General features: G+C 70.2%; 23 protein-coding genes and 2 tRNA genes. 15 read left to right on the top strand and 10 right to left on the bottom strand.

What is annotated here, in order from left to right:
- The first annotated feature begins 31 nt into the window (after positions 1-31).
- On the top strand, positions 32-820 hold the full coding sequence (locus LY13_RS22060) for a DUF3566 domain-containing protein (RefSeq protein WP_253829737.1): 789 nt from the start codon (positions 32-34) through the stop codon (positions 818-820).
- A gap of 51 nt (positions 821-871) precedes the next feature.
- Positions 872-945: transfer RNA gene (locus tag LY13_RS22055), tRNA-Ile, on the top strand.
- Positions 946-1,091: 146 nt separating this feature from the next.
- On the opposite strand, the gene LY13_RS22050 is transcribed toward LY13_RS22055, so the two are convergent.
- Both LY13_RS22050 and LY13_RS22045 read right to left on the bottom strand, forming a co-directional pair.
- Complete coding sequence (locus LY13_RS22050; protein WP_253829822.1) at positions 1,092-1,676, bottom strand: putative immunity protein; 585 nt, start codon at positions 1,674-1,676, stop codon at positions 1,092-1,094.
- A 222-nt stretch (positions 1,677-1,898) separates the two neighbouring features.
- Positions 1,899-2,741 carry a helix-turn-helix domain-containing protein gene (locus LY13_RS22045; RefSeq protein ID WP_253829738.1) on the bottom strand — a complete coding sequence of 281 codons (843 nt, stop codon included), beginning with the start codon at positions 2,739-2,741 and terminating at the stop codon, positions 1,899-1,901.
- Positions 2,742-2,849: 108 nt separating this feature from the next.
- On the opposite strand from LY13_RS22045, the gene LY13_RS22040 reads away from it, so the two are divergent.
- Positions 2,850-3,683 carry an alpha/beta fold hydrolase gene (locus tag LY13_RS22040; protein WP_253829740.1) on the top strand — a complete coding sequence of 278 codons (834 nt, stop codon included), beginning with the start codon at positions 2,850-2,852 and terminating at the stop codon, positions 3,681-3,683.
- A gap of 112 nt (positions 3,684-3,795) precedes the next feature.
- On the opposite strand, the gene LY13_RS22035 is transcribed toward LY13_RS22040, so the two are convergent.
- Positions 3,796-4,473, bottom strand: coding sequence for a DUF3800 domain-containing protein (locus LY13_RS22035; RefSeq protein ID WP_253829741.1), 678 nt, complete (start codon positions 4,471-4,473; stop codon positions 3,796-3,798).
- Between the two features lie 219 nt (positions 4,474-4,692).
- Here LY13_RS22035 and LY13_RS22030 point away from each other — a divergent pair, with 219 nt between their 5' ends.
- Both LY13_RS22030 and LY13_RS22025 read left to right on the top strand, forming a co-directional pair.
- Positions 4,693-5,754 carry an alpha/beta hydrolase gene (locus LY13_RS22030; RefSeq protein ID WP_253829743.1) on the top strand — a complete coding sequence of 354 codons (1,062 nt, stop codon included), beginning with the start codon at positions 4,693-4,695 and terminating at the stop codon, positions 5,752-5,754.
- A 40-nt stretch (positions 5,755-5,794) separates the two neighbouring features.
- Positions 5,795-6,205, top strand: a complete 411-nt coding sequence (locus tag LY13_RS22025; protein WP_253829744.1) for a hypothetical protein — start codon at positions 5,795-5,797, stop codon at positions 6,203-6,205.
- A gap of 56 nt (positions 6,206-6,261) precedes the next feature.
- Here the strand turns inward: LY13_RS22025 and LY13_RS22020 are convergent, their stop codons facing one another.
- The 3 genes from LY13_RS22020 to LY13_RS22010 form a co-directional block, all read right to left on the bottom strand.
- The gene (locus LY13_RS22020) at positions 6,262-6,720 is read right to left on the bottom strand and encodes a carboxymuconolactone decarboxylase family protein (protein ID WP_372493852.1); all 459 of its coding nucleotides are present in this window, start codon (positions 6,718-6,720) and stop codon (positions 6,262-6,264) included.
- A gap of 95 nt (positions 6,721-6,815) precedes the next feature.
- A complete protein-coding gene (locus tag LY13_RS22015) occupies positions 6,816-7,292 on the bottom strand; it encodes an RrF2 family transcriptional regulator (protein ID WP_253829745.1) in 477 nt (158 codons plus the stop codon).
- A 166-nt stretch (positions 7,293-7,458) separates the two neighbouring features.
- Positions 7,459-7,695 (bottom strand): CsbD family protein, encoded by a 237-nt coding sequence (locus LY13_RS22010; protein WP_253829747.1) that lies wholly within the window; start codon positions 7,693-7,695, stop codon positions 7,459-7,461.
- 166 nt (positions 7,696-7,861) lie between these two features.
- Between LY13_RS22010 and LY13_RS22005 the strand changes: the two genes are divergently transcribed.
- Both LY13_RS22005 and LY13_RS22000 read left to right on the top strand, forming a co-directional pair.
- A complete protein-coding gene (locus LY13_RS22005; protein WP_183647413.1) occupies positions 7,862-8,044 on the top strand; it encodes a DLW-39 family protein in 183 nt (60 codons plus the stop codon).
- Between the two features lie 36 nt (positions 8,045-8,080).
- A tRNA-Ala gene (locus LY13_RS22000) sits at positions 8,081-8,153 on the top strand.
- Between the two features lie 146 nt (positions 8,154-8,299).
- Here LY13_RS22000 and LY13_RS21995 read toward each other — a convergent pair.
- The 3 genes from LY13_RS21995 to LY13_RS21985 all read right to left on the bottom strand — a co-directional run bounded on the left by LY13_RS21995 (position 8,300) and on the right by LY13_RS21985 (position 10,263).
- On the bottom strand, positions 8,300-9,004 hold the full coding sequence (locus LY13_RS21995) for a TetR/AcrR family transcriptional regulator (RefSeq protein ID WP_253829748.1): 705 nt from the start codon (positions 9,002-9,004) through the stop codon (positions 8,300-8,302).
- Positions 9,005-9,013: 9 nt separating this feature from the next.
- Positions 9,014-9,655, bottom strand: coding sequence for a hypothetical protein (locus LY13_RS21990; protein WP_253829750.1), 642 nt, complete (start codon positions 9,653-9,655; stop codon positions 9,014-9,016).
- Between the two features lie 125 nt (positions 9,656-9,780).
- Positions 9,781-10,263, bottom strand: coding sequence for a DUF6653 family protein (locus LY13_RS21985; protein WP_253829751.1), 483 nt, complete (start codon positions 10,261-10,263; stop codon positions 9,781-9,783).
- Positions 10,264-10,405: 142 nt separating this feature from the next.
- On the opposite strand from LY13_RS21985, the gene LY13_RS21980 reads away from it, so the two are divergent.
- From LY13_RS21980 to LY13_RS21960, 5 genes are all read left to right on the top strand, one after another.
- Positions 10,406-11,065, top strand: coding sequence for a hypothetical protein (locus LY13_RS21980; protein ID WP_253829752.1), 660 nt, complete (start codon positions 10,406-10,408; stop codon positions 11,063-11,065).
- Entirely contained in the window at positions 11,062-11,325 is a 264-nt protein-coding gene (locus LY13_RS21975) for a GNAT family N-acetyltransferase (RefSeq protein WP_253829825.1), read from the top strand. The genes LY13_RS21980 and LY13_RS21975 overlap by 4 nt, the downstream gene beginning before the upstream one ends.
- A gap of 107 nt (positions 11,326-11,432) precedes the next feature.
- Positions 11,433-11,741: a hypothetical protein gene (locus LY13_RS21970; RefSeq protein WP_253829753.1), complete on the top strand. Its 309-nt coding sequence runs from the start codon at positions 11,433-11,435 to the stop codon at positions 11,739-11,741.
- A gap of 1 nt (position 11,742) precedes the next feature.
- Positions 11,743-13,338 (top strand): alpha/beta hydrolase, encoded by a 1,596-nt coding sequence (locus LY13_RS21965; RefSeq protein WP_253829755.1) that lies wholly within the window; start codon positions 11,743-11,745, stop codon positions 13,336-13,338.
- 4 nt (positions 13,339-13,342) lie between these two features.
- Positions 13,343-13,930, top strand: a complete 588-nt coding sequence (locus LY13_RS21960) for a hypothetical protein (RefSeq protein WP_253829756.1) — start codon at positions 13,343-13,345, stop codon at positions 13,928-13,930.
- A gap of 47 nt (positions 13,931-13,977) precedes the next feature.
- Here LY13_RS21960 and LY13_RS21955 read toward each other — a convergent pair whose 3' ends face one another.
- On the bottom strand, positions 13,978-15,234 hold the full coding sequence (locus tag LY13_RS21955; protein WP_253829758.1) for an MFS transporter: 1,257 nt from the start codon (positions 15,232-15,234) through the stop codon (positions 13,978-13,980).
- 77 nt (positions 15,235-15,311) lie between these two features.
- Between LY13_RS21955 and LY13_RS21950 the strand changes: the two genes are divergently transcribed.
- From LY13_RS21950 to LY13_RS21940, 3 genes are all read left to right on the top strand, one after another.
- The gene (locus LY13_RS21950) at positions 15,312-15,851 is read left to right on the top strand and encodes an ArsR/SmtB family transcription factor (protein ID WP_253829759.1); all 540 of its coding nucleotides are present in this window, start codon (positions 15,312-15,314) and stop codon (positions 15,849-15,851) included.
- 133 nt (positions 15,852-15,984) lie between these two features.
- Positions 15,985-19,899 carry a Pls/PosA family non-ribosomal peptide synthetase gene (locus tag LY13_RS21945; protein WP_253829760.1) on the top strand — a complete coding sequence of 1,305 codons (3,915 nt, stop codon included), beginning with the start codon at positions 15,985-15,987 and terminating at the stop codon, positions 19,897-19,899.
- Positions 19,866-21,200, top strand: a complete 1,335-nt coding sequence (locus tag LY13_RS21940) for a M1 family metallopeptidase (RefSeq protein ID WP_253829761.1) — start codon at positions 19,866-19,868, stop codon at positions 21,198-21,200. Before LY13_RS21945 ends, LY13_RS21940 begins: the two co-directional genes overlap by 34 nt.
- Positions 21,201-21,246 lie beyond the last annotated feature (46 nt).

Here is a 21,246-nt window from a genome sequence, read left to right as displayed (position 1 = left end):
GACGCGAGTGCGGACGAGGGACTGACCGGTAGTGACACCACCCGACAACACCGACAAGCGCGGCGCCGACGCAGCTGCCGAGGACGAGGTCGCACCGCCGTGGCAGCGTGTGGCGAAGGATGTCGACGCCGTGTCGGACTCGGAGTCCGAGGGCTTCGGGGACCGCTGGTCGTCGGGCGAGCTGCCCGCCGACGAGGCGTCGTACCAGCCGACGCAGCAGTACGCCGCTGCCGGCTCGGCCGGCGGTGACTACGGGGGCAGCAACGCCGACACCCAGGTGGTCAGCGGAACCGCGGCGAACCGGCTGTTCGGCGGCCGCGGTCCCGAGGGGGACGACGAGCTCGCCCCGCCCGAGGGTGTCGGCACGGCGAGCGGTGCGGGATCGGGCGCGGCGTCCGGTGACGGTGGCAAGCGGTCGACCCCGGTCAGCGCGCTGCGCAGGCCGGGACGTGGTCCGCGGCGCGCGAGCCTGCAGGTCAAGCGGTTCGACCCGTGGTCGGTGCTCAAACTGTCGCTCGTGCTGGGCGTGGCGCTGTTCTTCATCTGGCTGGTCGCGGTCGGCGTGCTGTACACCGTCCTCGAAGGCATGGGCGTGTGGGACCAGATCAACGGCACGTACACCTCGCTGGTGCAGGGTGAGGCGACCGAAGGCGTCGGGGACCCGTTCATCACCGCGCCCCGCGTGTTCGGCATCGCCGCCATCGTCGGTGCGATCAACATCGTGCTGATCTCGGCCCTGACCACGGTCAGCGCGTTCATCTACAACGTGTCCGCCGACCTGGCGGGCGGCTTGGAGATGACCCTCTCCGAGCGGGAGTGACCCCGTGTCAACCCCGGCAGCGGCGGTGGGGTAGAGTTTTCATCGCCGCACGGGCCCATAGCTCAGACGGTTAGAGCGCATCGCTGATAACGATGAGGTCGGAGGTTCAAGTCCTCCTGGGCCCACCGCACGTAGAAAAGGCGCCTCCTGCATACGCGGGAGGCGCCTTTTTCGTCCCCGCCCCCGTGTTGCGGCTTTAGGGGACCGTGTTGCAGTTTCGGGGGACCGTGTTGCAGGTTGCGGGGCTCGTGTTGCGGGTTCGCGGGACGGGTCACGGTCGGTTGCGCAACGCGGCGTCGAGCGCGCGGAGCAGCTCGCCGGGACGGGCACCGCCTGCCGGAGCCTCGGGGTAACGCCGGAGCACGTCGACCACGACCGGCGTCGCCAGCAGGCACGCGTGGTCGAGTCGCTCGGCCGCAACGTTCGCGCCCTCACCGGCGCCCTCATCCGAGCCGTCGCCACGGGAGTCGTCACCGGCGCCGTGGTCACCCGCGTCGAGTTCGAACGCCCGCGCCGCGTGGGCCGCAGCGCCGAGGATGTGCCTGACCTGTGTCGACTTCGCCAGCGGGTGCAGGTACGCGGAGCTCGCGGCCGTGTGTGCCGCGCGGGCGGCCTCGCTCGCGGCGCCACGTCCGGCGTCGCGAGTCTCCTGATACGCCCGCCACGCCGCCCACGCGCCGTCGCGGATCGCCTTCGACCGCCGTCCGCCCTCCGCGAACGCACGGGTGGCGTCGAGCGCTTCCCTCGCACGCGAATCGCCGGGGCAGGTGTCCTCGAAGATCACCAGTGCGGGCTGTGCACACGCGACCGCGAAGGCGGCGACTTCCCGGATCTCGTCCAGCTCCAGCTCGATCATCGCCGTGGTGCCGTGGGGGCCGGTGTTCTCGTTCCCGGAATCGCGCGTCACGACGTCGATTGTGCGCGTGACCCGAGCCGTGCGGGGACGTCGCCGCCCACCCGAATGGCCGGGCGCAGGCCGGCTTGTCACATCGTTATCAGCGATGCAGTCGTGCATCACCGCTGTGCAAACTGTCCACAGGCGACTTCCACATGGGGACACGGAGGAGCGCCGGAATCGTCAGCCGCCCGCGAGGTACTGCACCAGGTGTGGATGCCGCGTGGCGAGTCGTTCGAGCCGGTCCGTGCCGTTTTCCGCGTCGCGGCGCAGGAATTCGGCGGTCTCGGCGTCGGCGGGGAAGAACGATTCCATGGACAGCCCGGCGACTGTGGTGTCGAGCGGGGTACCGAACGTCGTGACGGTCGTGATCAGCCGCAGCTCCGTGCCGCCCGTCATGCGCAGTCGGACGGGAAGGAACACCCTGTCGTCGGCGACCTGCGCGGCGTCGGCGGATGCGTCGCTGTACGACGAGAGCTCGTCGTACAGTTCGGACAGTCGCGGGTCGCCGCTGAGCGTGGCCTGTTGCTCGACCTTCCGCAGCAGTGAGGTCCGCAGTTCCGGCAGGTTGTTCACGCGCGGTGCGAGGCCGTCCGGGTGCAGTGTCAGGCGCAGGACGTTCGGTGGCGCGGTGAGCAGTTCCGGCGCCACGTCCTCGAGGAGCAGCGCGGTGCCGTGGTTGGCGGCGACGACGTTCCAGCACTCGTCGACCGCGAGTGCGGGGTGCGGTTCGTGGGCCGTCAGAACGGTGTCGATCGCGCGGCGCACGGGTTCCATGGCGCCGTCGGCGAGGCGGTGTTCGCCGAACGCGGGTGCGTAACCGGCGGCCAGCAGCAGTTCGTTGCGGGCGCGCAGCGGGACGTCGAGGTGTTCGGCGAGCTGCAGCAGCAGTGCGCGGCTCGCGCCGGACCGGCCGGTCTCGACGAAACTGATGTGCCGTGCAGACACGCCGAGCTGCGCCGACAGCTCCAGTTGGCTGAGTCTCCTGCGTGAGCGCCATTCGCGGATCAGCGGGCCGACGGTCATACGCCGACCGTAGACGGGCCCCGTTCACGCGGCCATTACCGAACGGGTAATCGACGCGCGGACCCGGGCGGTGCCAGGTTCGGTGCACCGAACGGAAAGGAGCCGTCGATGACCGACGAATTCGCCGCCCATCGCCGTGAGGCCGGCGGCATCAGTTATGTCGACGTGGGGCAGGGGCCCGTGACGCTGTTCGTGCACGGCGTGTTCACGAACGGCCGCCTGTGGCGGAACGTGGTGCAGCGCCTGCGTGGCCACGGCCGGTGCATCGTGGTGGACCTGCCCGGACACGGGCACACGCCGCCGATCGGCGAGGCGTCGCTGTGGGGGATGGCCGACGCCGTGGGCACCGTGCTCACCGAACTCGACCTGTGGGACGTGCACCTCGTCGGCAACGACACGGGCGGCGCCGTGTGCCAGATCGTGATGGCACGCCACGAGGACCGGTTCGCCTCGTGGGTGTTGACCAACTGCGACACCGAGGGCAACACGCCTCCGCGTGCGTTCGCACCCGTGGCGTGGGCGTCGCGACTGGGGCTGTTCCGCGTGGCCGGGCCGGTGGTGCGATGGCCCGCGCTGGTCAAGCAGATCTTCCGGGTCGGCTACCGGAATCCCGCGCAACTGCCGGACGACGTCGTCGTGGACTACCTGGCGCCGATCCTCGGCAGCCGAGATGCGGTGCGATTCATGGAGCGGCTGCTGCGGTCCGTCAACCCGCAGCTGCTCGGCCGTGTCCGGCCGCAACTCGAAGCGTGCGAGGTGCCGACCGTGCTCGTGTGGGGCACCGCCGACGTCTTCTTCGACATCGAGTGGGCTCATTGGTTGCAGCGCCTGATCCCCGGCGCGACCGACGTCGTCGAAATACCCGGGGGACGACTGTTCTTCCCGGACGAGTTCGCCGACCCGTTCGTCGACACACTGGAGGCCCACTGGAAGCCGGTGTGAGTGTCTGCGGGCACGTTGACGGAATCGCGTCTCCTGGTGAATACTTGTACTGCGGACCCGTCCCACTCACGTGGGGGATCGGGTCCAGCTTCTTTTCCAGGCGCTTTCGAGGTCACAGTTCGTAGGGCAGACTTCCTGTGACGTTGCTGGGGCCGAGGAGTGCCGGATACCAATCCCACATGACCTTCTTCGCGGGCTCACGGAGAACCGCCATGTACCCGGCGTAAGCGATGGGGTCGGCGATCTGTACCCACTGGCTGAGGTGCGAACCTTGGAACAGGGGATCTTCGATGATGGAGCGCGTGGCGAGTTTGAGGTCCCGGTGGGTTGCGCGATACATCGGATCGGAGCCGTCACCGTCCATGATGACCATGCCGAGGTCGTCGTCGGTGTTGAGCCGTTGATCGATCATCGTGACCAGTTTCCCGTACGTTTCCGCCTTCGCTCGGTGAAACTTCGTGCCGGGAGCCACCCGGTGAACTACAGCACCCGTACGGATCCCGGGTAATGCGGCGATCGTGCCGAGCGCGTCGACCATCACCATGCTCCGGTATGCCTTGCGGTTGTCCCAAGAGGTCTCGGTCGGACGGCCTCGACCGTTCGCGAACTTCGTACCGTGGAGCTCGTAGCTTGCGGCAACCCCTGTCGTCGAATGGAGCTGCTTCCGCCAATCGAGCCACTCGCGTAACGCTGGCCGCCAGTTCGTGACGTCGACTTCCGCCCATCCGAAGACCACGAGACGTGATGACTCGGCGCCCGAGTCGTCGATGTAGAACAGGCGGAGGCTCACAGACGGTGACTGTATGAGGAGCTGCTCTATCGAGGACCACAGGGCTTCGGGGGCCGAAGGAAACCGGAGGCCGTTGGATGACGGAGCACCACCGGAAGACGGTGTGAACCGCGGGTGGGCTGGCGCGAGGGAGCGGTGAATTCCCCGCGAACGGAGGCGTGGTGGCGGCCGGCTGGACGTTACGCTGCCGGGGGCGTTGTCGGGCGAGTGGTGGGAATCGTGGAGGCGGCAGTGGCGGTCGAGTCGGGCGGTAGGGCCGATCCGGTCGACGGAATCCCCGCGGACGGTTCTCCCGACGAGGTCGCCCGCTGGTGGCGGGACATGTCCGCCGACGAACGCGACGCCGCGATCACCGGTCACCCGGCGGAGGTCGGCGGGCTCGACGGGATTCCCGTCGCCGATCGTGATCGTGCCAACCGGTTGTGGTTCGACGCCGAGTACGCCGCCGTCACCGCCGAACAGCCGGATTCCGACGACGATGCCGATGATCGCGACGCCGTCGTCCGGGCCATGGATGCGATCAAGCGGTACATCGACGGCGAGGCGACCCGCACGCGTCCCCGGGCGTATCTCCTCGGTTTCTCCCGCGAGGGGAGGGGCCGGGCGATCATCGCGACCGGGAACCCGGACACGGCGGACCACGTCGTGACGAACGTGCAGGGCACCGGCACCAACCTGACGACCGTGCGGGGCGAGCTCGACCAGACCGACGCGATCGTCGACCGGGTCAACCAGCTGTCCCGTCGCAGCACCACCTCGACGATCACGTGGCTCGGTTACGACGCGCCGCAGGACCTGCTCGAATCGGCGAGCGACGACCGAGCCGTCGTCGGCGGCGAGCTACTTCTGTCCTTTCAGGACGGTCTGCGGGTGACCCATGAAGGGGAGCGTTCCTACAATTCCGTCATCGGCTACAGCTACGGCTCCACCGTGGTGGGCCATGCCGCGTCCGAGGCGCTGCTCGACGTCGACGCGGTCGTGTTCGTCGGCAGCCCGGGCGTCGGGGTGGACCACGTCTCCGAGCTGCAGCTCCCGGACGGCTGCCGCGTCTTCGCCACCACGGCCGAGAACGACGTCATCCGCCTGACGCCCGATTTCGTCCACGGGCCGCAGCCGATCGACGACGAGTTCGGCGCGACCGTGTTCGAATCCGACCCCGGCGCCGACGGCGAGTGGTTCACCGCGGGCCTGTCCGCCGAGGCGCATTCGCAGTACTGGAACAAGGATTCCGATTCGCTGCGTAACTTCGCGGCGATCATCCTGGGCAGGGGACCGTTGTGACGCGCGGCGCCGGCCCACGGCCGGAGAAGGGGCACAGGCCTTGCGGACGTTGACCCACGACGAGGCTCGCACGCGGGCGCAGGAACACATCGACCGTGCCGTCGCCGCGCTGCCCGTGCAGCCCGCGCTGACGTTGCAGCGCGACGACGCGCTCGAATGCGGCGACCCGAAGGATCGCGGGCCGCGCGGTCGTTACGAGGTCGGCAAGACGTACTGGCTCGACGAGCTTCCCGGCGGCCGGAACGCCGAGATCGTCGACGCGCTCGTCGAGCACTGGACGTCCCACGACTTCCGCGTGCTCGCCGACCATCGCGACGCCGCCGACCGGTTCGTGTCCGTGCAGCACAGCGGCGACGCGTTCCGCATGTCCGTCACCCAGAGCATCGAGGGCGATCTGTCGCTCGGCGCGTCGTCCCCGTGCATCTGGCTGGACGGCGGATCCGACGACTGAGGTTCGCCGGGAAGCCGCCGTCACGCGAAGCCCCCGGGGGCACCACGGTCGAGGACCTAGCGGGCGAAGGTGCCCGCGACGGTTCGGTTGGTGACGTTGATGCGGTTCCAGGCGTTGATCGCGGCGACGGCCATGATCAGCGCGCCGAGCTGGGCGTCGTCGTAGTGCTTGCGGGCGGCGTTCCACACGTCGTCGGGAACGCCGTGCGGGTTGTCGGCGATCCGGGTGGCCGCTTCGGCGAGTTCCAGTGCGCCGCGTTCGGCATCGGTGAAGTAAGGCATCTCTCGGAACGCGGCGACGCCGTTGATGCGTTCGGCGCTCTCGCCGTCGGCGGCGGCGTCGCGGGCGTGCATGTCGACGCAGAAGCCGCAGCCGTTGATCTGGCTGACGCGCAGCTTCAGCAGGTGCAGCAGGCCCTGGGGCACGTCGCTGTCGGCGAGGAACTGCTCCATCGCGTACATGGCCTTGAACCCGCCTTCGGCGGCGGACTGCAGACCTTCGAGTCGTCCCTGCATCGGTAGCTCCTTTTCTGGATGTTCAATATCCGGAATATGTGACCGAGTCGGCGGGTGTCCGCGTTGTCGTGGACTCGGGCCGTCGATTCGTGGTGTCAGCGGGTGTCGTCGAACCAGCGGCGCACCTTGTCGGGCACGCCGGGGTTCGAGCGTTCGACGGTCGCCATGACGTCGGCGACCGACTGTCCGGCGAGTTCGCGTCGCCAGGCGAGTTCGGCCTTGCGCATCGCGGAGTCGATGGCGCACGGCTTGCTGTAGGTGGCGGGGTCGCTCGCGCTGCCCCGTTGGCGAATCTCGGTGCAGCGGAACGCCGGTTCGTCGCCGTCGATCGCGGCGACGACGTCCATCAACGTGATCTTCTCGGGTGGCCGTGCGAGGCGGAAGCCGCCGCGTGGCCCGGATACGGACGCGAGGATGCCGGCACGGGCCAGTGCCTGCAGCTGTTTGTTGAGGTACGCCGCGGGCAGTTCGTAGAACGCCGCGAGTCTGGCCGCGGGCACGGTGCGCTCACCCAGCCACGCCAGGTTGAGGCAGCTGTGTACCGCCCATTCGACTCCCTCGTTCATGCGCACAACCTGGACACTAGATGTCCGAGATTCGCGACGCAAGTGGGTCTCTCCGGTCCCCGGACGCGTCGGAGTCCGAGCTTCGAGTGCTGTCCCGTTGCGCTGGCCTGGTGTTATGCGCACAAGATCGCGGATGGTTCCACGTGGAACCATCCGCGATCTCGGGTAGACGTCACTCCTGCTGGGAGCGTTCCCGAACCTGCGACTCGCTGGCCTTGCGCTCGGCCTCCTTGGCCTGCGCCTCCTTCTCGGCGACCTCCTGCTGGGCCTCGGCCTTCTCCTGCTGGGCGTTGCCTTCCTGCTGCATCGAGTCGTGACCGAGCAGGGAGCCGGCGGCCTGCTTCACGCGGCCCTTCATGTCCTCGACGGCACCCTTGAGGCCTTCCTGCTGCTCGTCCCTCTGGTTCATGTGAACCTCCTGTGCCTCTCTCGTGCCTGTGTCCACGGCCGGGGCGGCGCCCGTGGCCGCTCCACCCCTCGGCTGCCCGTATCGCCGGACCGCGTAAACCGGCCGTAGCGGGGTGCAGTAACATCGGGTCGGCAGGGTCAGTTCGTGCCAGAGGGAGGCTTCGGCCGTGAAGAAGCTGTTGGCGTTCGCCGTGGTCGCGGGTGGCGTGTTCTTCGTCATCAAGCGCAACAAGGACGCGAAGGCCGAGGCGGACCTGTGGCGCGAGGCCACCGCTCCGGTCGACACGCACGTCAACGGTGCTTCCCTCAACGGCAGCACCCCGGCGAGCACCGGAGCAGGCCAGAACTGACACCGGCGCCCGCGAACGGTACTGTTCGCGAGCCCAGGGGCTGTAGCTCAATTGGTAGAGCGCTGCTTTTGCAAGGCAGAGGTCAGGGGTTCGATTCCCCTCAGCTCCACAGTCTGCTCGATTCGCTGTGTTCCGGATCGACAGCTGGACGGCTCGTACTCGAAGAGTGCGAGCCTTTTCCGTTTCGCCGGTTGACTTCGGGGCGAACCCCACGTTCGTCGGCTTCCCCTTGCTGTCGCTACGGACACCGGCCCGTCAGCGGTTCGCGAGGGACCAGCCTGCCTCGTGGAGTCGTTCGAAGCCGTCGAGCAACAGGTCGAGGGCGAATTCGAACTCGAACTGCTCGTCGCAGCCCTCGCCCAGGCGTGACAGGTCGCCGTCGATCGTCGCGAGGGTGATCGCGGTGATGCTCGGGTAGGTGGCCGACATGTGCTCCACCATCGCCTCGAGCTCGGCCGGGTCGGCGGGCGGCGTGGCGTCGTCGGCCACCTCGGGCTCGTCGAACGCCTCCGGGCTGAACCCCCAGATGCGGTGCCCGAGCGCATGCATCACGTGGTGCGTCAATTGCGCCGAGAATCCGCCCGCGAGGAACGCGCCCGCCAGCGCGTCCATGTAGCCGAGTACGTCGGGCGTGCGCCGTGTCCGCGTCTCGATGACGTGCCGCGCCCACGGATGCCGCACGATGGTCCGCCTGGCGCTCAGGATCGTGTCCCGCACGGCGGTTTTCCACCCCTGAGCGGGGTCGGGCCGGTCGATGTCGGCGACCAGCGTGTCGACCATCCCGTCGAGCAGGTCGTCCTTGTTGGACACGTGCTTGTACAGCGCCATGGGGACGACACCGAGGCGGCTCGCGAGGCCCCGCATGCTGACCGCGTCGATGCCCTCGGCGTCGGCCAGCTCGACCGCGGCGCGCAGTGCCCGCTTCCTGTTGAGCGGTGTGCTGTTCCCGTTTCGCGGCACGGAAACAGCCTACGTGCGGACCTCGACCCGGCGATGCACCCACAGCGAGCACCCGAGCCCGACCAGTGCGACGGCCACCGGCAGGGCCGCGAACCTCCCCACGCCGTGCGGCAGGAACGAGGTCAACAGCGGCACCACGGCCCCGAGCGCCAGCAGCGCGGCCGCCCAGCGGGCCAGGACACGCGCCCGGAACAGAGCCACACCGAGCAGCAGACCTCCGCCCATGAACAGCACGCCGGACAGCGGCCCGATCGCTTCGAGGGTGCCGAGCGTTCCGCCGGTGCCTTCGCCGTTGACGATGCCGAGGAAATCGGCCGTGAACGCGGGTGCCGAGTCGGCCACCAGTGGCAGGAACAGCGTTTCCGCGAACGTGAACGCGCAGGTCAGCACGTAGAACAACGCGAGAAGTGCGAACCCGCTGAGCCCGAGGACCCCCGTCTGCGGCACCTGCCGCAAGTACAGGCCCGTCACGCCGATCAGCCCGAGACAGGCCATGGCGAACGTGAGCCAACCGGTGACCGCCCACATCGGCGTGGTCACGCTCGCGACCTCGTCGACCGGGTGGACGAACTGGATGCCGGCGAACAGCAGTCCCGCGAGCAGCGCCGCGACGGCCGCGACCCCTCGCAGCGACGTCGATGTGATGTGCATGAGCGACCTCCCCAACCAGGTGTACGCCGTACACTACCTCAGAAGGTGTACGTCGTACACCTCAGCCGGAGAACGAGGGTGGAGGAGGTGCCGGTGGGAAGGAAGCGGCAGCGCTCGCCTGCTGGTCAGGTTCGCGGCAGGACGGTTCGCCCGTGGCATTCGGCGTCGTGGAGTTCGGCGTAGCGGCGCCAGCTGAGCATGGTCACGGTCATGGACCACGCGAGTCCGGCGGTCGTCGGCAGCGGACGCTTCGTCCACGCGCCCACCGCGGCGACGGCCAGGCCTGCGGAGCCGACGACGTTGAGAACGCTCGACCGCGTGTCCTGCGCCGGATCGGCCAGCCATTGTTCCTCGCCGAGGATCGCGCGCGTCGCGAACGACCGTTCGGAGCGCACCGGCGGCGTCACCACGGGGTTGACCGCCATCCAGGCCGAGACCGCAGCGGCGTGCTGCCATCGGCGGGTCCACAGCGGCAGTACCAGCAACGGTGTCGTGGCCCACCGCGACCACGCGCTGATCGGATGCGCGTGCCGCGCGAACACCCACCGGCGGAAGCGGTCGCCCGCGGACCCACCGGCTTCGGACGTGCGCGGGCCGAACGTCGACATCTCATCCTCCTGCCCCCACGGTGGGTCGGCCCGAAGTGTAGGCCTTGCCGGCGACGGGGCGGCCCGAACGACGTTGACCGCGGGACTGTCGGCAGGCACGCTCGCTGTGGCTCGGCCGCGATACGAAGGGGGCGCACCGCCGATGCAGGACGAGCACCGGCGCGATGTGCGCCAGCCGTACGCTGGCCTCGACGAACCGGAAGTCGATGCCGACGATCGCGATTCGTCGAGTAGCGGCCGAAGCGTGAGCATCGACGCTGTGTGCAGGGCGGAGCACGCGCTTTACCGTAGAACCGCTGTTGCCTTCACAGCCGCCATGTCGGGGCGTCTGCACGGCACGTTCCGGACCTGGACGACGTCGGCAGGTCTCATGGTTGCCCTGGCTACCCATCCGGCGCTTCATTTCTTGTCGACGATCTCGGGGGTCACCGCGGATACGGCGCCCCATGTCGCGCACCTGCTCGAGACGTTCGGCCAGTACGCGGCCGTTCCGACTGTGGTTGCAGCGCCATCGTTCGGTGACTCCGGATCGTCGTCGTTGCGGGCCGTGGGCCTGGTGCCGGCTGACGATCGGGTGCTGGCCGTCAGGGATCTCGCGGCCGGTACGAACATCGCGGTGGCTGAACCGAGCGGCAGCGTGACGTGCGAAGCGGCCGAGGCGGGAGAGTTCCTCGGCGTGTTGCTGCCCGGCTATGAGGTCGAGGGAGTCGTGGGCGCCTTCATCGCCGCGGAACACCGGGACCCGGCCGTTCGTCGTTCGTCGCCTACGAAGGCTCCGTGCCGGTCGGCGCGGCAGCGATGACCGCCCACGATGACGTAGCGGTGCTGGGAGGAGCAGCCACGTTGCCGGCCTATCGGGGAAGAGGCGCTCAGCATCGGCTGCTGCGGCATCGACTGCGGGTGGCCGCCGAGTCCGGTTGCAACCTGGCAGTCGCAACGGCACAGCCGTCGTCGACAAGTATGCGGAACCTCCGTATATCCGGGTTCCGCATCCACCACAGACCAGCGTGGAAGCTGCGCCGTAGACCTGAGGGTCGGTGCCGACGAACCGGCGTCGAGTAGGCGCGCCGCTCATCTCGTCGTGGCCGGGTGTTCACGCAAAGCGGTCACACGGCGCTGTCCGGTTCGGTACGTTTCGCCTCGATCCACCCACCGGCGAAAGGTCCGAGGTGAGCGGTTACGACGTCGACCCCGACACACTCGTCACCACCGGCGACACGTTCGTGTCGCTCGCGGACGGTGCCGGCGAGGCGGTCGCGGAGTTCAGCGGTGCGGCTGCGGTCCACGCCGAGGACAACGACGGGTTCGCCGCCGCAGGCAAGGTGCGCAGCCTCGCCGCGTTGTGGGAGTACCACGTCGACGACCTGAACAAGCGCACCGCGGTCGCGGGCGGACTGCTGCGCGACGCCGCCGACGGCTACGGCCGGATGGAGGACGCGGTGCTCGACACCCTCCCCGAACTGCATTCGGAGGCGTGACGTGGTCTCGTACGAACAACTGCGGGCGGCGGAACCGGACGCCTTCGACAACCTCGCGAACAAGTGGTCGCGCCTGGCGGGCGAACTGTCGTCCGCCGATTCCGACCTCGGGTCGGCGGCGCGTTCGCTCGAGGGGTGGAGCGGCGAGGCCGCCGAGGCCGCACGGTCACACGTCACCGACGTGCGGAGCGGCTACTCCACGGCCGCCGAGTACATCGAGAAGATCCCGCCCGCACTGCGCACGTTGTCCGACGCGGTGTCCGAGGCGCAGAAGACGGTCGACGGCGTCGTCGAGACCGTCGACACGTCCGGGCATTTGCGTGTGCACAGCGACGGCACCGTCCGCGCGATTCCCGGCGGACCCGGCGACATGCGCAGCGACGACGAGAAACAGGCGGCGTCGGATCTCGCGGACGAGCTGACCGGGAAGATCTCCCGCGCACTCAGCGCCGTCAACGAGGCGGACCGGACCGCGGTGTCGGCGTTGAACAAGGCGACACCGGAGGCGGCGGGACTCGAACTCGAAGCCACCGGTGCGGACCACATCATCACCCCGAGCGACATTCCGAGCGACGGCTCGCCCGCCGAGGTCAAGGAGTGGTGGGACGGGCTCAGCCCCACCGAGCAGGAATCGGCCGTCTACACGCACGGCGACGTGATCGGCGGTATGGACGGGATTCCGGTGGAGGATCGTGACCGCGCCAACCGCATCCGGTTCGCCGAGGAGTACACGCAACTGACCGGACGTCGCGACGAACTGGCGGAACTCGGCCCAGCGAAGTATTCGGAAGAGGCGACCGAGCTCGAGGAGATCGACCGCACGTTGAACGGTCTCGAACCCATCCAGGAGCGGCTCGAACGGGAACCGACCGCTACCCGGCCGCAGGCGTACCTGCTCGACTTCGCCACCGACGGCAACGGTCGCGGCGTCGTCGCCACCGGGAATCCCGACACCGCCGACAACGTCGTCACGTCGGTTCCCGGAACGGGATCCAACCTGTCGAACATCGGCGGCGAGTTGGACAGGGCCGACGCGATCCTCGACCAGGCGGCGCAGACCGACCGTGGCAGCAGCAACGCGGCGATCACCTGGGTCGGCTACGACGCACCTCAGGACCTGAACGAGGCGATACGGGCCGGCTACGCGGAGGACGCCGCGGGCGATCTCCGGTCCTTTCAGGACGGTCTGCGGGCGACCCACGAGGGGCAGCCGTCGAACAACACACTCATCGGTCACAGCTACGGCTCCACCGTGGTGGGCCACTCGGCGCAGGGTGGGCACCTCGACGTCGACAACGCCGTGTTCATCGGCAGCCCCGGGGTGGGCGCCGACCACGTGTCCGAACTCGACCTGCCCGACGACGCGAACGTCTACGCGGGGACGGCCGAGAACGACATCATCCGCAACACGCCGCCGTTCATCCACGACAACCAGCCCATCAACGACGACTTCGGCGCCGAGGTGTTCGACGCGGGCGAGGGCACGGATTCGTGGTACGGAACCTCGCCGGACGCCCATTCGGAGTACTGGGACGAGAACTCCACACCGTTGCGCAACCTGGGGCGCATCGTGGTCGGCGAGTCACCGTCATCATGAGTCCATGACGACCGAACCCGGGCGTCGGCGGTCACGGCGGACGCTGCTCGCCGTGACGGCGGCGGCGCTGTTACTGGCGGGCTGCGGCGCGGGCGGGTCGGACGGTGACACGGACGGCAGCGGCGCGAACGACAGCGGCACGGACGGTGGCGGAACGGAAGGCAGGCAGCCGGTGGGCACCTTGACGATCGAACAGGCGCGGCAGCGGGCGCAGCAGCACATCGACAGTGCCGTCGAGGCTCTCCCCGTCACACCCGAGCTGACGCTGCAGCGCGACGACGAGCTCGAGTGCACCGACCCCGACGACAACGGTCCGCGCGGGCGCTACCAGGTCGGCAGGACGTACTGGCTCGACAAGATCCCGGCCGAACGCAATGCCGAGATCGTCGACACGCTCCACGGCCACTGGACGTCCGGCGACTTCCGGGTGTTGGCGGACGAGCGGTCGGCCGACGACAGGTTCGTCTCCGTCGAGCACGAGGGGGACGCGTTCCGCATGTCGGTGCAGCAGAGCAAGGACGGCAGCCTGTCGCTCGGCGCGTCGTCACCGTGCGTGTGGCCCGACGGCCGCCCGCCGGGCGGCGACGGCTGACCGTCGTTCCCGGCCGCTCCCGTCGCCGCGTGGAGTCCGCCCGGTGTTCAGCGGTCGGTGGTCCGCACGGCGTTGTCGAGCCTGCGGTCGTCGACGCCGAGCAACGCCGTCAGCAACACCAGTGCCACGGCGGTCATGACCGCGAACACGGAGCGCAGGCCGAAGAGTTCGCCGACGACCCCGCCGAGCGCGGCGCCCAGTGGTTTCGTTCCCCACGCCACGAGCCGGTGCGCGCTGGTGACGCGGCCGAGCAGCCGGTCGGGCGTGATGCGCTGGCGCAACGACACCGTCACGACGTTCGCGACGAGCATTCCCGCACCGCCGAGGAAGAACGCCGCGCCGATCGCGTAGGCGTTCGTGGTGAGTGCGGGAGCGGCCACGATGAGTACCGTCGCGCTGTACGACACCCAGAGCGTGCGGGTCCGCCCGAGTAGTCGTTCCACCCGTTCGGCCAGTACCGACCCCAGGAGGCTGCCTGCGGCGATGGCAGCCAGCAGCGCGCCGTAGGCCGTCCCGGACAGGCTCATCGGGCCCAGCGCCTGCAACACGAAGATCGCGAAGGTGGCGCTCGTGGCGAGGTTGAACAGGCCGTTCATCGCCGTGAACCGCAGCAGCAGCGGTTGTCGCCACAGGAAGCGCACACCTTCCGCGATGTCCCGTCGGAGGGGGCTCGACCGCCGTGCCGTCGCCTGCGGCGACGCGGGTGAGCCGACCCGGAATCGGCCTCGCACCAGCGGCAACGCCGCCACACCCACCGCCCACAGGGCGCCGGGGGCGCCGACGGCGGCCGTCGCTCCCGCGGCGACGAGGGCTCCGGCGAGCGGCGGCCCGACGAACTCGTCGGTGGTGAGCTGGATGCCGAACAACCTGCCGTTGGCGCGCGCCAGGACGTCGCCGTGGACCAGGCGGGGGACGATCGACTGTGCGGCGATCTCGTAGTACACCCCGGCTGCACCGACGCCGAACGCGATCGCGTACAGCAGCCAGATCGCCGTGGTGTCGGTCGACAGCAGCCCGGCGAGTACCGCCGCGCATCCCGCTCGGGTGAGGTTGGCGGCGAGCATGATGCGGCGACGGTCCAGCCGGTCGACGAACGCGCCCACCGGCAGTGCCAGGAGCAGCCACGGCAGGGTGACCGCGAACGTCAGTCCGGCGATCAGGGTGGGCGAGCGGGTCATGGTCGCGGCCACGAGCGGCAGGCCGACGCGGAACAGCCCGTCCGCGAGGCCGGAGAAGGCCGTCGAGGTCCACAGCCATCGATAGGGCGCACCCAGCCGTTGCGTGCCGTTCCCAGTCACACCCATGCTATGGAGATTTCCACACCGATGTGGAAAAGTCCATCGATGTGAACTCGGCACATCGGTCGACTAGTGTTCGCACCATGACCGATCAGGGTCGCGTGCCGTCCGAGCTGCCCAGCAGGGAAACGACGGTTCGGGAGGCGAAGGCGCTCGGCCATCCGCTGCGGTTGCGCATCCTGCGGCTGTGCTGGCAACGGGAGCTGACGAACAAGCAGCTCGCCGAGCGTGTCGGACGTGATCCGGGCACGGTGCTCCACCACGTCCGGCACCTGGTGCAGGCCGGGCTGCTGGAACAGGCCGCGGTGCGTACCGGAGACAAGGGTGCACTGGAGAAGCCGTACCGGGCCGTGCCGAGGGGCGTGTGGCTCGACGATCCCGGCCGGGCCGATCCCGCGGGCGCCGCCGCCCCGTTGGCCGCGCTGCAGGACGAACTCCGCGCGGCGGGACCCGGCTCGGTCAGCACGTTCTTCCGCTTCGCGCTGCACCTGTCGGACGCCGATGCCGCCGAGTTGCACCACCGGATTCAGGCCGTCATCGACGAGTACACCGCCACCGACGATCAGCGTCGTGACCGGCCCGCCTACGGGGGTGCGATCGTGGTTCACCGGCTGGCGGAGTGACGCGCGGGCGAGGTCCCCTGTCGTGTGATCCTGTCTACACCGCTGCGATACCTGCTGTTCATGCTGGGTATGCTGACGGGTCGTTCTCGGCCGTCTCACCCGGAGCTGGCCCGGATAGCGCCTGTGAGGGCTTGTGACGATCGCGATCGACAGACCTGCCGGACCGACGCCCGCCCCCGACCCCGCCGCCCGAGCCGTGTTCCGCACCGGGCCCGCGCCGACGATCCGGACCCTGCTCGACGTCCTCGACGACACCATCGCGCGGCACAAGGACGCACCCGCCGTCGACGACGGCTCCACGGTTCTGACCTACCGGGCGCTCGCCGCGGAGATCGGCACCGTGCGGGCGAAGCTGGCCGCCGAGGGCGTCGGCGTCGGCGACCGCGTGGGCATCCGCATCTCGTCGGGCACCGCCGAGCTGTACGTCGCCATCCTGGGCACGCTCGCGGCAGGCGCCGCCTACGTCCCGGTCGACATCGACGACCCGGAGGAACGCGCCGAGCTCGTGTTCGGCGAGGCCGAGGTGAGCGTGGTGCTGCGCGACGGCGGCGCGGTCGAGCGGGTCGGCGAGCCGCGGGGCATGCACGGCACGCCGTCGCCGGACGACGACGCGTGGATCATCTTCACGTCCGGGTCCACCGGTAAACCCAAGGGTGTCGCCGTCAGTCACGGCAGTGCGGCGGCGTTCGTCGACGCCGAGGCGCAGCTGTTCCTCACCGACGAACCGCTCGGCCCTGGCGACCGCGTACTGGCGGGTCTGTCGGTGGCGTTCGACGCCTCGTGCGAGGAAATGTGGCTCGCCTGGCGGCACGGCGCGTGCCTCGTGCCCGCCCCGCGTGACCTCGTGCGGACCGGTGTGGACCTCGGGCCGTGGCTGCTCGACCGCCGCATCACCGCCGTGTCCACCGTGCCGACGCTCGCCGCGCTGTGGCCGGCCGAGGCACTGGAGGACATCCGGCTGCTCATCTTCGGCGGCGAGGCGTGCCCGCCCGAACTCGCCGCGCGCGTCGCCGTCGAAGGACGCGAGGCGTGGAACACCTACGGCCCGACCGAGGCCACCGTCGTCGCCTGCGGGTCGCAGCTGTCCGGCGAGGGCCAGGTGCGCATCGGGCTGCCGCTGCACGGCTGGCAACTCGCCGTGGTCGACGACGACGGCGACCCCGTGCCGATGGGTTCCACGGGCGAACTCGTCATCGGCGGCGTCGGCCTCGCCCGCTACCTCGACGAGGACAAGGACGCCGAGAAGTTCGCACCGCTGCCGTCGCTCGGCTGGGAGCGCGCCTACCGCAGCGGCGACCTGGTGCGCGCCGACCCGGAGGGACTCGTGTTCCTCGGCAGGGCCGACGAGCAGGTCAAACTCGGCGGCAGGCGCATCGAACTCGGCGAGGTGGACGGCGCGTTGCAGTCGCTGCCCGGTGTCGCGGGCGCCGCGGCCGCCGTGCGCAGGACCGACGCGGGCAACCAGGTCCTCGTCGGCTACGTGCTGCCCGCCGACGGCGAGGCGGGTGGATTCGACACCGACGCCGCCGTCGCACGCCTGCGGGAGCAGCTGCCCGCCGCGCTGGTGCCGCTGCTCGCCGTGGTCGACGACCTGCCGGTGCGCACCTCCGGCAAGGTCGACCGCGCCGCGCTGCCGTGGCCGCTTCCCGCCGGTTCGGTGACCGGCGCCGACGACGGCCTGTCCGACACCGAACAGTGGCTGGCCGAGGAGTGGGCCTCGATCCTCGGCGTGACCGTGGGCGACGCGAAGGCCGACTTCTTCACCTGCGGGGGCGGCAGCCTCACCGCGGCGCAACTCGTGTCGCGCGTCCGCACCCGGTATCCCGAGGTGTCGGTCAGCGACGTGTACACCCTTCCCCGGCTCGGCGACCTGGCGGAGAAGCTCGACGGCCTCGACGGCACGCCCACCCGTCGCCGCCGCGTCTCGCCGGTGCCCACGTCGGCCGGCCTGGTGCAGAGCCTGTCGCTGCTGCCGCTGCTGACGGTCGCCGGCCTCCGGTGGACGACCATCGCGGCCGCGCTGTCGACGGCACTCGGCACGTTCGCCGGTGTCGCGTGGGCGCCGACGCTGCCGTGGTGGGCGCTCGCCGCGGCGTGGCTCGTGCTGTTCAGCCCGCCGGGCCGCATCGCCCTCTCGGCGGCCGGTGCCCGGCTGTTGCTGCGCGGCCTGCGCCCCGGCCGGTACCCGCGTGGCGGGCGGGTGCACCTGAGGCTGTGGGCGGCCGAACGGCTCGCCGACGTCACGGGCGCCACCGAAGTCGCGGGCGCATCGTGGATGACCCACTACGCACGCCTGCTCGGCGCGAAGGTCGGCGCGGACGTCGACCTGCACGCCCCGCCGCCCGTCACCGGGATGCTGAAACTCGGCCGCGGCGCCGCCGTCGAACCCGAGACCGACCTGTCCGGCCACTGGGTCGAGGGCGACCTGGTCCACATCGGCAAGATCCGCATCGGTGCGGGTGCGCGGGTGGCCGCGCGGAGCACGCTGTTCCCCGGGGCGCGCATCGGCAAGGGCGCCGAAGTGGCCGCCGGTGCGACGGTGCGCGGCGCCGTGCCTGCGGGCAGGCGCTGGGCCGGTTCGCCCGCGACCGGCGACCCGAAGGGCGCGCTGCGCTGGCCCTCGAAGCCGGCACCCCGGCAGCGGCGCTGGTCGTTGGCCTACGACGTCGCCTCGTTCGTGCTCGGCATGCTGCCCGCCGCCGCGGCGCTGCCGGCCGTCGCGATCCTGGGTTCCGCGGCCACGTCGGCGTCCGGACTCGCCGCGGCGCTCGGTCCGATGCTCGCGCTGACACCCGTCGCGGCCCTCGCGTACCTGGGCACGTACGCCGCGCTCGTGCTGGTGGGCGTGCGCGCCCTCGGTATCGGCCTGCGCGAGGGCTTCCACCCCGTGCACAGCAGACTCGCCTGGCAGGTCTGGGCCACGGAGCGGCTCATGGACGCCGCCCGCTCCGCACTGTTCCCGCTGTACGCCAGCCTGCTGACACCCGGGTGGCTGCGATTGCTCGGTGCGAAGGTCGGCAGGGGCGTCGAGGCGTCGACCGTCCTGGCCGTGCCGAAGATGACCAAGATCGCCGGCGGTGCGTTCCTCGCCGACGACACGATGGTCGCCGCGTACGAACTCGGGAACGGCTGGCTGCACGTCGCCCCCGCGCGCATCGGCAAGCAGGCGTTCCTCGGCAACTCGGGCATCACCGCGCCCGGCCGGTCCGTGCCCAAACGCGGGCTCGTCGGCGTGCTCTCGTCGACCCCGAAGAAGGCGAAGAAGGGCTCGTCCTGGCTCGGCATGCCGCCGATGCCGCTACGCCGCGCCGTCGAGAGCGCGGACACCAGCCGCACGTTCGATCCACCGCGCAGGCTCAAGGCGGCGCGCGCGGCCGTCGAGCTGTGCCGCGTCGTTCCGGTGATGTGCTCGGTGGCGCTGTCGGTGCTCGTCGTCGCCGCGTTGCTGGCCGTGTGGTCGGCGTACGGCCTGTGGGTTGCCGCGCTGTCGTCGGGTGTCGTGCTGCTCGTCGCGGGTGTCGCCGCCGCGGCCGCTGCGACAGTGGCGAAGTGGACGTTGGTCGGCAGGTTCCGGGCGACGGAACGTCCACTGTGGAGCTCGTTCGTGTGGCGCGCCGAGCTGGCGGACGCGTTCGTCGAGACGCTCGCCGTGCCGTGGTTCGTCGGCGGCGTCGGAGGAACACCGCTGCTGCCCGCGTGGCTGCGCACGATGGGCGCGCGCATCGGCAGAGGAACGTGGGTCGAGACGTACTGGCTGCCCGAGTCGGACCTCATCCGCATCGGTGACGGCGCCACGGTGAACCGCGGGTGCGTCGTCCAGACCCATCTGTTCCATGATCGGATCATGAGCATGGACACCGTCGAATTCGGCGAGGGCGCGACGCTCGGCCCGCACGGCATCGTGCTGCCCGGCGGCGGCATCGGCGACCGCACGACCGTCGGGCCGGGGTCGCTCGTCACGCGCGGCGACGCCGTGCCCGCCGATTCCCGCTGGCAGGGCAACCCGATCGCCGCATGGGGCGACGAGAGCGGGTCGGGCCACCGGTGACGCCGCAGCCCGAACCCGGCGCCGACCGCTCCGGCGACTCCTACCTGCCCGCACACGGCAACGGCGGCTATCGGGTGCGTCACTACGACCTCGACCTCGAGTACCGCCCCGTCGCCAACCGGCTGTCCGGCACCGCCCGCATCACCGCGGTCGCCACGCAGCCGCTGTCGGCGTTCACGCTCGACTTCACCGACTACAAGCTCAGCCGGGTGCAGGTGTCGGGCACGAACGCCCGGTACACGCACCGCGGTCACAAGCTGCGCGTCAAGCCTGCGCGGTCGATCGCCGAGGGTGCGGAGTTCACGGTCGAGGTGCGCTACGCCGGGAATCCGGAGCCGCTGTCGTCACCGGAATGGGGCGACGTCGGCTGGGACGAGCTCACCGAGGGCGCGCTCGTGGCGAGCCAGCCGATCGGCGCGCCGACGTGGTTCCCGTGCAACGACCACCCCGCGGACAAGGCGACCTACCGCCTCGCGTTGAAGGTCCCCGCGCCGTACACCGTCGTCGCGACGGGCGGTCTCGTCGACCGGCGCCGATCGGCGAGCACGGTCAGGTGGGTGTTCGAATGCACCGCACCGACCGCGCCGTACCTCGTCAGCGTCCAAATCGGATACTACGAGGAGGAGGACCTCGGCGGCGCCCGGCTGTTCGTGCCCACGCGGCTGCGGGAGGACGCGCGCGTCGACTTCGGCAGGCAGCCGGACATGCGCACCGCCCTCGAAGGGTGGTTCGGCCCGTACCCGTTCGACGACTACGCGGTCGTCGTCACCGACGACGAACTCGACGACCCCATCGAGGCCCAGGCAATGGCCGTGTTCGGCGCCGGGCACGTCGACGGCGAGCGCACCCACGAACGACTCGTGGTGCACGAGTTCGCGCACCAGTGGTTCGGCAACAGCCTCACGGTCGCCGACTGGCGGCACATCTGGCTCAACGAGGGTTTCGCGACGTACGCCGAGTGGTTGTGGTCCGAGAGCTCCGGCGGCGAATCCGCCGACACGCTGGCCCGCCGGTGGCGCGGCGCCCCGGCGCAACAGGGGAGCGGACCACGCATCGCCGACCCCGGCGTCGCGGACATGTTCTCCGAGCGGGTCTACAAGGGCGGCGCGCTCACGCTGCACGCGCTGCGCGGTGAACTCGGCGACGAGACGTTCTTCGCCCTGCTGCGCGACTGGACGAGCACCCACCGGCACTCGACCGTGACGACCGCCGAATTCACCGCACTCGCAGCCCGGCACGCGGGCCGCTCACTGGACCGGTTCTTCACCACCTGGCTCGACTCGGACGTCCTACCGCGATAGTGCCGTGGGAGGTCGTTCAGGCCATGGCCGTTCGTCGGATGTGGGC

This window comes from Prauserella aidingensis (assembly GCF_024171865.1).
Taxonomy (GTDB): domain Bacteria; phylum Actinomycetota; class Actinomycetes; order Mycobacteriales; family Pseudonocardiaceae; genus Prauserella; species Prauserella aidingensis.
Note: the sequence above shows the minus strand (reverse complement) of the source record. Positions and strands in the feature narration are given on the sequence as shown.